The organism is Streptomyces sp., from assembly GCF_035644915.1.
GTDB lineage: Bacteria > Actinomycetota > Actinomycetes > Streptomycetales > Streptomycetaceae > Streptomyces.
The window spans coordinates 21,626-32,305 of the sequence record NZ_DASQNP010000108.1; the positions used below are offsets into that span (position 1 = coordinate 21,626).

Annotated in this window: 10 protein-coding genes; 4 read left to right on the top strand and 6 right to left on the bottom strand. The window is 71.1% G+C overall.

Features of this window, described 5'->3' with window-relative positions:
• Window positions 1-9: 9 nt before the first annotated feature.
• Window positions 10-1,044 (bottom strand): sugar ABC transporter permease, encoded by a 1,035-nt coding sequence (locus VE546_RS12950; protein ID WP_324921806.1) that lies wholly within the window; start codon window positions 1,042-1,044, stop codon window positions 10-12.
• Between the two features lie 105 nt (window positions 1,045-1,149).
• Window positions 1,150-2,424, bottom strand: a complete 1,275-nt coding sequence (locus VE546_RS12955) for an extracellular solute-binding protein (RefSeq protein ID WP_324921808.1) — start codon at window positions 2,422-2,424, stop codon at window positions 1,150-1,152.
• Window positions 2,425-2,760: 336 nt separating this feature from the next.
• On the opposite strand from VE546_RS12955, the gene VE546_RS12960 reads away from it, so the two are divergent.
• The 4 genes from VE546_RS12960 to VE546_RS12975 all read left to right on the top strand — a co-directional run bounded on the left by VE546_RS12960 (window position 2,761) and on the right by VE546_RS12975 (window position 7,063).
• A complete protein-coding gene (locus VE546_RS12960; RefSeq protein WP_324921809.1) occupies window positions 2,761-3,567 on the top strand; it encodes a GntR family transcriptional regulator in 807 nt (268 codons plus the stop codon).
• Window positions 3,568-3,744: 177 nt separating this feature from the next.
• A complete protein-coding gene (locus tag VE546_RS12965; RefSeq protein ID WP_324921811.1) occupies window positions 3,745-4,023 on the top strand; it encodes a DUF3311 domain-containing protein in 279 nt (92 codons plus the stop codon).
• On the top strand, window positions 4,020-5,648 hold the full coding sequence (gene mctP / locus VE546_RS12970) for a monocarboxylate uptake permease MctP (protein WP_324921814.1): 1,629 nt from the start codon (window positions 4,020-4,022) through the stop codon (window positions 5,646-5,648). The genes VE546_RS12965 and mctP overlap by 4 nt, the downstream gene beginning before the upstream one ends.
• A gap of 926 nt (window positions 5,649-6,574) precedes the next feature.
• On the top strand, window positions 6,575-7,063 hold the full coding sequence (locus VE546_RS12975; RefSeq protein WP_324921816.1) for an SPW repeat domain-containing protein: 489 nt from the start codon (window positions 6,575-6,577) through the stop codon (window positions 7,061-7,063).
• A gap of 74 nt (window positions 7,064-7,137) precedes the next feature.
• On the opposite strand, the gene VE546_RS12980 is transcribed toward VE546_RS12975, so the two are convergent.
• The 4 genes from VE546_RS12980 to VE546_RS12995 all read right to left on the bottom strand — a co-directional run bounded on the left by VE546_RS12980 (window position 7,138) and on the right by VE546_RS12995 (window position 10,422).
• Complete coding sequence (locus VE546_RS12980; RefSeq protein ID WP_324921818.1) at window positions 7,138-7,665, bottom strand: hypothetical protein; 528 nt, start codon at window positions 7,663-7,665, stop codon at window positions 7,138-7,140.
• 53 nt (window positions 7,666-7,718) lie between these two features.
• Window positions 7,719-8,456, bottom strand: a complete 738-nt coding sequence (locus VE546_RS12985) for a D-Ala-D-Ala carboxypeptidase family metallohydrolase (RefSeq protein WP_324921820.1) — start codon at window positions 8,454-8,456, stop codon at window positions 7,719-7,721.
• Between the two features lie 239 nt (window positions 8,457-8,695).
• Complete coding sequence (gene def, locus VE546_RS12990) at window positions 8,696-9,325, bottom strand: peptide deformylase (protein ID WP_324921822.1); 630 nt, start codon at window positions 9,323-9,325, stop codon at window positions 8,696-8,698.
• Window positions 9,326-9,405: 80 nt separating this feature from the next.
• Complete coding sequence (locus VE546_RS12995) at window positions 9,406-10,422, bottom strand: hypothetical protein (RefSeq protein WP_324921824.1); 1,017 nt, start codon at window positions 10,420-10,422, stop codon at window positions 9,406-9,408.
• Window positions 10,423-10,680 lie beyond the last annotated feature (258 nt).

The following is a 10,680-nucleotide window of genomic DNA, read 5'->3' on the forward strand; positions in this document are numbered from 1 at the left end:
TGGTGTTGCTCACTGCTCCTCCTCCTGCTTGAGGATCAGGCGGAAGTAGAAGGACATGGCGACCAGCAGGATCAGGATGGTCAGCACCGAGGCGGCCGCGGCGACGCCGAAGTTCATCTGGGCCATGCCCTCGACGTAGGCGAAGACCGGGAGGGTCTCGGAGGCCCGGTCGGGTCCGCCCTTGTTGAGGGCGACGATCTGGGCGAACGCCTTGAACACCCAGATGATCTCCAGGAAGGTGGTGATCAGGAAGAACGGCTTCAGTATCGGGAAGACCACCGAGCGGAAGATCCTCCAGTTGGAGGCCCCGTCCACCCGGGCGGCCTCGTACAGCTCACCGCCGATGGTGGTCAGGCCCGCGTACAGGTTGAGGGCGACGAACGGCACCGACGCCCAGACGATCATCAGGGTGACGATGGCCAGGGTCGAGAACCCGGTCTCGAACCAGTTGTGCTGCTCGTAGCCGGAGAAGCCGAGAGCGCGCATCGCCCAGTTCACCACGCCGAACTGGGTGTCGAACAGCCAGCGGAAGACGGTGGCGGACGCGACCACGGGCATGGCCCAGGCCATGACCAGGGCCAGTGAGAGCACGAGCCGCATCTTCTTGCCGAGGGCGTTGAGCAGCAGCCCGACCAGCGTGCCGAACCCCATGATCAGCACGACGTTGACCGCCATGAAGACGAACGTCCGGACGACGACCCTCCAGAAGGCGTCGTCCCCCAGCAGCTCCGTGTAGTTGTCGAAGCCCGCCCACACGGTGGCCCGGGAGATCATCTCGGTGCGGCCGAGCTGCTGGAAGGAGAGCATCAGGTTCCGGACCAGCGGGTAGCCCAGGAACACCAGCAGGGAGACGACCGCCGGGGCGATCAGCGCGTACGGCAGCCACCCCGACGACGGCGCCCGTCCGGCGCGCTCCTTCCGTCCGGCGCCGCCCGGCGCCGGGGCGCCGGGCGGCAGGGCGCCGTCGGCTCCTCCTGCGTCCCGGGTGGCGTCCTCCGGCAGCTCCCCGGCTGCGGGAGCCACTCCCCTGACGTGCACGGTCATGTCTACTTCCTCGCGGTCACGGGCGTGCGGCCCCACCGGGTTGACTTCCTGCCTGAGGGGCGGGGGCGCCCGGCGGCCGGGCCGCCGGGCGCTCCCCGGGGAGCGTCAGCTCTTGTTGATCCGCTCGCTGATCACCTGGTCGGCCTCCTTGCCGGCCGTGGCCGGGTCCGTCCCCTTGAGCACCTTGGTCATGTACTCCTTGATCGGGTTGGGCTCGGTCTCGACGTTGGCCCAGCCGGGGGTGACGGGGGTGATGTTGCCGACTCCGGACGCCTTGACCATGGCCTCGGCGAAGGAACCGGCCTCGGGCTGCACCTGCGCGGCCTGGGTGTTGGGCAGCAGGCCGCCCGCGGTGGCCTCGGCGTACTTCTTCATCCACTTCTCGGAGGTCGCCGCCTTCAGCCACTCCTGGGCGAGCTCCTTGTTCTGGGAGCGCTCGGAGACGGCGAGGTTCGAACCGCCGAAGAAGACGCTGCCCGGCTTGTCGGAGGTCTTGCCGGGGATCGGGAAGTAGCCGAAGTCGGCCTTGCCGCCCGCCTTCTCGATGGCCTCGACGGCGCCGGCGGCCTCCCAGCCCAGGCCGATCCAGGAGGCGACCTTGCCCTTGGGCACCACGTCGGTGGACTGCTGCGGGCTCGCCTCGTCCGTGTCCTTGGGAGCCGTGGAGAAGGACTGGAGCTCCTTGTAGAAGGAGATGGCCTTCTCGGCCTCCGGCGTGGCGAGCGCGCCCTTCCACTGGTCGCCGTCCTTGACCGCGAAGTCGCCGCCCTCGTCCCACAGGAAGCCGGCGAAGACGTACCAGCTCTGGCCGGGCAGGTAGATCGGCTGGACGCCCTTGTCGGACTTCCGGATCTTCTCCAGGCCCTCGATCCACTCCTCGCGGTTGGCCGGGGGCTTGACCCCGGCCTTCTCGTAGATCTTCTTGTCGTAGACCACCACGCGGTTGGCGGCGTACCAGGGAGCGGCGTAGAGCTTCCCGTCGAGCTCGGCGGACGGGAGCATGCCCTTGTTCCAGTTGGCGTAGTTGAGCTCGTCCTTCATGTCGGTCAGGTCGGCGAGACCGCCGGTGACCGCGTAGCCGGCCGTGTGGGTGTTACCCAGCTCGATGACGTCCGGCGGGGCGTCCTCGGAGAGCGCGGTGGTGATCTTCTCCTGGATCCCGTTCCACTGCTGTTCCTTGATCTCGACCGTGACGCCCTTGTGCTCGGCCTCGAACTCCTTGTTGAGTTCCTCGACCCACTCCTGGGGAGCCGATCCGTCCATGACCCAGACGGTCAGCGTCTTCTTGCCGCCGGCCGCCTGATCGTCGCCGGACCCGCAGGCCACGACACCGGTCATCATCGCCACGACACCGATCGCCGCTGCGAGCTTGCGCTTCACGTGCCCCTCCTTCGGGATGCCAGAAATCCCCCGCCCACCGCCCGAGATCTCCGCCCCCGCCGGATGTTCGCTCGATGACGCCGTGCGTCCGCAGGCGTCGACACTCGACGAGTACTGCCCGTGGGGCTGGGTGTGGTCCGTAATGGTGTAGACCAGTGCCCGCAGCTTGGCCTAGACCTATTTCCCTGTCAACGGTGTATAAAACTCGCGGCCGCATCCGTTACCGGACCGACATCTGAGCCGGGACGCCACCGGGGGCGGGGACCGTGCCACGATGTGAGCCGCGATGTACGGAGGAAGCCGGTGACAGCACGACACGACTCGGGAAGGCGTGCGATGGAGACCGTCGGGGGTACGACCGCCGCCAGCACGGGCACACGCGCCGCGGGGGACGCCACGGCCGGCAGCGGCGCGGGCGGACGCACCGCACGCGTCCCCAAGTACTACCGCCTCAAGCGCCACCTGCTGGAGATGACCGAGACGATGCCCCCGGGCACGCCGGTCCCCCCGGAGCGCACGCTCGCCAGCGAGTTCGACACCTCCCGCACGACCGTGCGCCAGGCCCTCCAGGAACTCGTCGTGGAGGGGCGGCTGGAACGCATCCAGGGCAAGGGCACCTTCGTGGCCAAGCCCAAGGTCTCCCAGGCGCTCCAGCTCACCTCCTACACCGAGGACATGCGCGCCCAGGGCCTGGAACCCACCTCCCAGCTCCTGGACATCGGCTACGTCACCGCCGACGACCGCCTCGCCGAACTGCTGGACATCCCCACCGGGGGCCGCGTCCTGCGCATCGAGCGGCTGCGCCTGGCCAGCGGTGAGCCGATGGCCATCGAGACCACGCACCTGTCGCAGAAGCGCTTCCCCGCGCTGCGCCGCAGCCTGGTGAAGTACACCTCCCTCTACACGGCCCTGGCCGAGGTCTACGACGTCCACCTCGCCGAGGCCGAGGAGACCATCGAGACCTCCCTGGCCACCCCGCGCGAGGCGGGCCTGCTGGGCACGGACGTCGGCCTGCCGATGCTGATGCTCTCCCGGCACTCGCGCGACACCAACGGCGAGCCGGTGGAGTGGGTGCGCTCGGTCTACCGCGGCGACCGCTACAAGTTCGTCGCCCGTCTCCAGCGCCCCGGCCGCGGGCGGTGAGGGCGGCGGGGGCAGGGCGACCCGCCGGCGAGCGACGGCGCGGAAGGGGAGGTTCCGGCCCCGCATCCGGTATCCGATATACGACCGATACCTGACCGACTAGTGACGCGGGCCGGACGGCTGACCTAGATTTCCTCGTCGCACCAACGGTGATCGCTTGAGGACGGAGCCACAGCCATGTCCCCACCGGAAAACCCCGGCTCGCAGTCAGTCGTGACACCGGCACGGGTGGTGATCGGCCTCTGCCTGTTCGCGCCCTTCGTCGCGTTGTTGTGGGTGGACTCCTACGCCAAGACCGAACCGACGCTCGCCGGAATGCCCTTCTTCTACTGGTACCAGATGCTCTGGGTGCTGATCTCCGCCGGGCTGACGGCCATCGCGTACGTCCTGCTCCTGCGCGAGCGCTCGGCGCGGAGCGGGCGGCACGAGCAGCGCGAGGGGGGTGAGGAGCGATGAAGGACGGCGTCAACGTCGTGGCACTGGTCGTCTTCGTCTTCTTCTTCGCCCTGGTGACGGTGATGGGCTTCATGGCGGCCCGCTGGCGCAAGGCCGCCGACGCCGAGAACCTCGACGAGTGGGGGCTGGGCGGCCGGAGCTTCGGCACCTGGATCACCTGGTTCCTGCTCGGCGGCGACCTCTACACCGCCTACACCTTCGTCGCGGTCCCCGCGGCGATCTACGCGGCGGGCGCGGCGGGCTTCTTCGCGGTGCCGTACACCATCCTCGTCTACCCGCTGATCTTCACCTTCCTGCCCCGCCTGTGGTCGGTCTCGCACCGCCACGGATACGTGACCACCTCGGACTTCGTCCGCGGGCGGTTCGGTTCCAAGGGCCTGTCGCTGGCCGTGGCCGTGACCGGCATCCTGGCCACGATGCCCTACATCGCGCTCCAGCTCGTCGGCATCCAGGCGGTGCTGGACGTGATGGGCGTCGGCGGAGGCGAGTCGACGCACTGGTTCATCAAGGACCTGCCGATCCTGATCGCCTTCGGCGTGCTGGCCGCGTACACCTACTCCTCCGGCCTGCGCGCTCCCGCGCTGATCGCGTTCGTCAAGGACACGCTCATCTACATCGTCATCGCGGTGGCGATCATCTACATCCCGATCAAACTCGGCGGGTTCGACGCCATTTTCGGTGCGGCGGGCGACGCGTTCGCCCAGATCAACCCGGCCACCGACAAGCCGCGCGGCGCGCTGATCCCCGGTGAGCAGGCCCACTGGACGTACGCCACGCTGGCGATCGGCTCGGCACTGGCGCTGTTCATGTACCCGCACTCGATCACGGCGACCCTCTCCAGCCGCAGCCGCGAGGTCATCCGCCGCAACACCACCATCCTGCCGCTGTACTCCCTGATGCTCGGGCTGCTGGCGCTGCTCGGCTTCATGGCGATCGCGGCCGGGGTGAAGGCGGACAACCCCCAGTTGGCCATCCCCCAGTTGTTCGAGGACATGTTCCCCGACTGGTTCGCGGGCGTGGCCTTCGCGGCCATCGGCATCGGCGCCCTGGTCCCGGCGGCCATCATGTCGATCGCGGCGGCGAACCTGTTCACCAGGAACATCTACAAGGACTTCCTCAAGCCGGACGCCACGCCGGAGGAGGAGACGAAGGTCTCCAAGGTCACCTCGCTGCTGGTGAAGGTCGGCGCGCTGGTCTTCGTCCTGACCATGGACAAGACGGTGGCGCTCAACTTCCAGCTCCTGGGCGGGATCTGGATCCTCCAGACCTTCCCGGCGATCGTGGGCGGCCTGTTCACCCGGTGGTTCCACCGCTGGGCGCTGCTCGCCGGCTGGGCGGTCGGCATGGTCTACGGCACGGTGGTCGCGTACAACACCTCCAGCCCCACGCAGAAGCACTTCGGCGGCAACTCCGACACCATCCCGCTCATCGGCGAGATCGGTTACATCGGTCTGACCGCCTTCGCGCTCAACGCGCTGGTGACGGTCGTGATGACTCTCGTCCTGCGGGCGGTGAAGGCCCCCGAGGGGGTCGACCAGACCGCCGCGGACGACTACACCGTGGACGCGGGCGACCCCGGCGTCCAGGAGGAACTGCCTCCCCCCACGGTGGACGCCCGCCACTGAGCCCCGTCTCCCCGCACGCACCCCGCCGACGCAAGGCCGCCGCGCCGCCGTCGGCGGGGTGTCGTACGAGGGCGGCCCCCGGGTACCGCCCTGCCGGGCTTCGACCCGGCAATGGTCTGGTCCTGCCGCTCACAGCCGCGGGGGCCCGGCGCGATCCCCAGGACATTCCCCCTCCGGGGAAGGGGGCGCCGGCCGTCGGCGCCCTGTACGGCGTTCCTGCGCACCGCGAACGGAATCCTCGCGTCCGCCACCGGGTACGGGGTACGGCGCGCCCGGCCCGCGCGGTGGCCCTCCCCGGGTCGCCGGCCCGGCCAGGGCCTCCGTCCCGGGCCGGATCGTCCGGGACCACCAGGACCTCCGCCCCCGTGACGGCCTGCCGTCCCCGCGCTCCCCGAGACGGACCGGCTGCCCGGGGAACCCGTCTTCCTCGTCTCCCCCGGCCGTTCCGGCTCCACGCTGCCGGACCTGGACCGGGCCGGCCCGGAGCACCTGCCGTGGGACCGGTCCTCCACCGCTAGCCGGTCAGGAGCGGCAAGTCCGTACCGGTGGAGAAGACCCCGGCCAACGCCTCCGTCCGGCGGCGGATCAGGGCGTGCCGGACCCGGCGAGGCACAGCATGGGGGACGGCAGTCGGCGAGCTGCGCCGCATCCGCCGCTTCCCGGGCGCCGAGCGGGAGCCGGCGATGCCGGAGCACGGCGACCGCGCCCCCGGTGTCCGAGGTCCCCGAGTCGCCGCGCGCCCTGTGCGAGGCGTGGGGCCGCGCCCCCGGCCGGACGGACGCCGCGTCCTCCTGACGGCCCCGCGCGTTTTCCGGTCCGCGGCCGCGTCGGTCCGCCGCGACGGGGAACCCGGTGGCCGGCGCCCGGGTTCCCGGGCGCGTTCCGGCAGCGCGTTGGCAGGACGCGAGAGGCAGGAGGGAAGACCGATGGCCCGCACCCCGCATCCCCGCGGCGGCGTCCACGCCTCGTCCCGCACCGGTGCCCGCATCAGGAGGCTGTTCCGCCGCGGCCGGTTCGTCACCGCGCTGACCGCCCTGGTGGCCGTGTGGGTACTGGCCTCCGCCTGGGCGCTGGGACAGCCCCTGGCGTACCGCCCCTTCGCCGCCGACGCCGTCGACGCGCACCGGAACGAGTGGCTGGTGGGCGTGGTGGTGCTCCTCACCGCCCTCCTGCGCTGGTTCCGGCCGCTGGGGCACCCCTGGGCGTCCGTCCTGACCCTCCTGGCCGGGGTCTGGCTGGCGGTCTCGCCGCTCGTCCTGGACTACGGGGCGGCCCGGCCGGACGTCACCCGGCTCTCCGACCTGGCCGCCGGGACCGTGCTCGCCCTCCTGGGCCTGCGGAGCCTGCTGCTGTACCGGCGGGCCGCCCGTACGGCCCGCGCCGCGCGGGGGCAGGCGGGCCCGAACGGCGCCTGAACGGGGGCCTGAACGGCGAACGCGTCCCCGGGCCCCACGGGCCCGGGGACGCGCCGCATGGCGGACCGCCCGGCTCAGCAGCCGCCGCAGTTGTAGTACGTCACGTCCCAGTGGTTGCTCTCGCGGAAGTAGATGTTCCCCGAACCCGACTGGTACTTGCTGCTGCCGATGTAGGTGAAGCGGCTCGTGATGTAGTTGTTGAGGCAGGTGGAGAGGCTGAAGTCGAGCTTGTAGCCGTTCCAGTGGCTGTAGGTGCCGCTCGCGTGGCCGGTCTCCGTGCCGCCCGTGATGTTGAGGGCGCAGCCGCTGGCGCTCTTGAGCGTCTCCGCCCCCTGCACCGTGGTGAGGTTGATCTGCTCGAACGAGGTGCAGGTGGGGTTGTTGCGGTCGGAACAGCCGCCGCTGGAGGACCAGGTGATGCCCGCCGCCCGGAACCGGCTGGTCGCCTGGGAGTGCGTCAGCTTGGTGACCAGGGCCTGGACGGAGTCCTGTGCGGGCGCCTGGGCCGGGGCCGTCGTGGCCTGGGCGGCGCCCGGCAGGGCGAGGAGCGCCAGGGAGAGCACCGGTGCGCCGACCGCCGCGCGCCACAGGGACTTCTTCATGAGGGTGATGGCCTTTCCGTGAGGGAGGGGTGGGCCGGAAGGACGTGGCGGGTTCAGATGCCGCAGCTGGGGGCCGACCAGAAGCGGCTGGAGCGGTGGTCGACGTGGGTGTGGTCGTTGTGACCGGGGTAGCCCGGGCCCAGGATGCCGTTGAAGCCGTGGTTGCGGGCCTGCTGGGCCAGCTTGCACAGGGTGTGCGAGCCGGCGCCCAGGTCGACGCCGTCGCCGTACAGGTGGCGGCTGTTGGAGGCCCCGCCCACCGCCTCGTTGCAGGCGTAGGAACGGAAGCCGCTGGTCACCCGGATGGGCTGGTCGCCCAGGGCGTGCCGCATGGCCTCCAGCTTCCACATGGAGATCAGGGCGTTGCGCTTGGCCGTCGCCGCGCTCACCGCGCCGCCGCTCCAGGTGGAGTTGCAGTCGTTGAGCTCGCTGTAGGTGAAGTGGACCGGAGTGCAGTCGGCGTCCTGGAGCTCGTAGATCTTGCTGAAGGTCTGCGGGCCCGCGATGCCGTCGGCGGGCAGGCCGTACGCGGCCTGGAAGCGCTTGACGGCGGCGGCGGTGGCGGGGCCGTATTCGCCGTCGAGGGCGAGCACGCTGCCGTAGCCGGGGTAGCCGGAGACGCGGATCTGGAGTTCGGTGACGTCCGCCCCGGACGCGCCCTGGGAGAGGGTGCGGTTCCAGGTGTAGCAGTCGTCCGCCTGGGCGGTGCCCGCGGTGGTGACCGTGCCCACCAGCGCGGCTGCCGCGATCATGACAACGCTGAGGATGAGACGGATGGTGCCCCTGAGCATGCTGCCTCCGTGGGGGAAGGGAATTGCGAGAGAGAGTGGCGGAGGGGGTCTACTCGCGTCAACACCTTCCGGAAATGCCAATGGGCGAGCCTCTGGCAGGCCCGCCCATCAGTGCGCCTCAGTGCGCCGGCCGGATGTTCCGGCCGGCGGAAACGCCTCCGCTCGCCCGTCCGCCCGGACGTATTCCACGCCGGACCGGCTCGCTCCGCCCGGATCGTCGTCCGGAGCAGTCGCCCGGATCAGTCGTTGGGCACCGTCTCGTAGCGCGGCGTGCTCTCGGCCATCTGCCGCAGGACGTCCTTGCGTTCGCGCTTGGAGAGCCGGTCGATGTACAGCCGGCCGTAGAGGTGGTCCGTCTCGTGCTGGAGGCAGCGGGCGAAGTAGCCCGTGCCCCGCACCCTGATCGGCTTGCCCTGGGCGTCCTGCCCGCGTACGACGGCGTAGTCGGGGCGCGCGAGCGGGGCGTACGCGCCCGGCACCGACAGGCAGCCCTCGTTGGAGTCGTCCAACACCCGGCGTTCGGCGGGCAGTTCCTCCAGCACCGGGTTGCAGACGACGCCGACGTGCCGCACGCCCTCGTCGTCCGGGCAGTCGTAGACGAAGACCTTCAGGTCGACGCCGATCTGGTTGGCGGCCAGGCCGACGCCCTCGGCCGCGCGCTGGCTGGCGAACATGTCGTCGATCAGCTTCGCCAGCTCGTCGTCGAACTCGGTGACGTCCTTGCACTCCCTGTGCAGCACCGGATTGCCGACGACGGTGATCGGACGGGCGGTGCCACGCTCGCGGTGGGCCCGCTCCCGCTCCTCGCAGTCCTCCGTGTCGACGATGAACTCGTCGTCCGCTCGCTGACCGGTCTCGTGCTCCGTCATCTGTGCCGTATGCCTTCCTCGGTGCTCCACCACAACCCGTACAGAGTACGGGCAGGCGGGCACCCGGCGCCCGGCCGTCCTCAGCAGACCTCTTCCAGATCCCGCCACTCACGGGTGTCCGGGCTGTCGGCGACCCAGCCGTCCAGCAGTCCGCGCACCAGCCCGGCCGGGGCCGCCAGGCCGCACTCGCGCTCGGGCACCCACAGATCGCCGGACGTCATGTGCCCCAGCGGACCCGGACGGCCCGGGACGCTGTGGTCGTGCGGGTCGTGCCGGGGAGCGCCCTCGCCCTCGTCCACGGGCATCCGGCTCTCCGAGCAGGAACGGCACAGCAGCCGCACCGACGACGACCAGTCCTCGGCCGCGAAGCCCGCGTCCGCCGCCAGCCGTTCCAGCGCGTCCCGGTCCGCCTCGGTCGCCGCCTCCAGCAGCACCACCCAGGTCGGCACCGGGGAGGGCGCCCACAGCTCTATCTCGTCGAAGACGGGGTAGGTGTGGCCGGCGGCCGTGGTCCGCTCGCCGTTCGGCACGCCGTCGTGCAGCACCACCTCGCCCCAGCGGCGCCCGGAGGAGGGCAGCGGGATGTTCTGCACCTCGATGCGGGCCGGGTCCAGGCGCCGTCCCCACACCACCTCCGCCTCGCCCTCCGGCGACAGGCGCACGGCGGCGCTGCCCAGCTCCATGCCGGTCGGCGGACCCGTACGGCCGTCGTCGAGGGCATGGGGGGAGCGGTCGGAGGAGGACGTGCCCGGCACCCGCAGTCCGTACGCCTGCCAGGCGCGCCGGGCCAGCGCCCAGTCCTGCAGGGCGGTGGCCGCGATGCCGACGTTCCACCAGTCGGGTGCGCCGGTCGCCCGGTCCAGGAGGGCGACCGCGCGCAGCCCGGCCGCGCGCGCCTGCTCCCAGTCGTGCCGGAACTTGTGCAGCAGGGCGAGGTTGAACCAGGACTCCGACAGCCACGGCTCCAGATCGGCGGCACGGGTCAGCAGCTCGCCGGCGTCCTCGTAGCGGCCGTCGCCGATGAGCGTGAACGCGCGGTCGGTGACCAGCCGCCAGTCGGCGGAGGGCCGGTGCCGTACCTTGCCGAAGATCCTCACGATGTTCCCGCCTGACTCCCGCCTGCTGCTCCCGGCGTCCCGACGGCCGTTCCGTCGCGGCCCCGCCGTGGTGTTCCACCGCGATCTTCTTCCTGCCGCGGTTCCCGGTTCGCATCCAACCATGCCCACCCGGGTGTGCGCTCATTACCCATCGGTCACGGGACTTTGGAGCGGTACGGCGCGGTGGCGCGGGACAGCGCCCCGGCTGCCGCGGACCCGGCGTGCGCCGGTCCCGCGGGTGCCGGCGGCGTGGACGGC

Bases quoted from the DNA above. Each gene is read 5' to 3' on its own strand.
- def (WP_324921822.1), bottom strand. From the start codon at position 9,325: ATGACGGAGCACGAGACCGGTCAGCGAGCGGACGACGAGTTCATCGTC.
- VE546_RS12965 (WP_324921811.1), top strand. From the start codon at position 3,745: ATGTCCCCACCGGAAAACCCCGGCTCGCAGTCAGTCGTGACACCGGCA.
- VE546_RS12960 (WP_324921809.1), top strand. From the start codon at position 2,761: ATGGAGACCGTCGGGGGTACGACCGCCGCCAGCACGGGCACACGCGCC.
- VE546_RS12975 (WP_324921816.1), top strand. From the start codon at position 6,575: ATGGCCCGCACCCCGCATCCCCGCGGCGGCGTCCACGCCTCGTCCCGC.
- mctP (WP_324921814.1), top strand. From the start codon at position 4,020: ATGAAGGACGGCGTCAACGTCGTGGCACTGGTCGTCTTCGTCTTCTTC.
- VE546_RS12985 (WP_324921820.1), bottom strand. From the start codon at position 8,456: ATGCTCAGGGGCACCATCCGTCTCATCCTCAGCGTTGTCATGATCGCG.
- VE546_RS12980 (WP_324921818.1), bottom strand. From the start codon at position 7,665: ATGAAGAAGTCCCTGTGGCGCGCGGCGGTCGGCGCACCGGTGCTCTCC.
- VE546_RS12950 (WP_324921806.1), bottom strand. From the start codon at position 1,044: ATGACCGTGCACGTCAGGGGAGTGGCTCCCGCAGCCGGGGAGCTGCCG.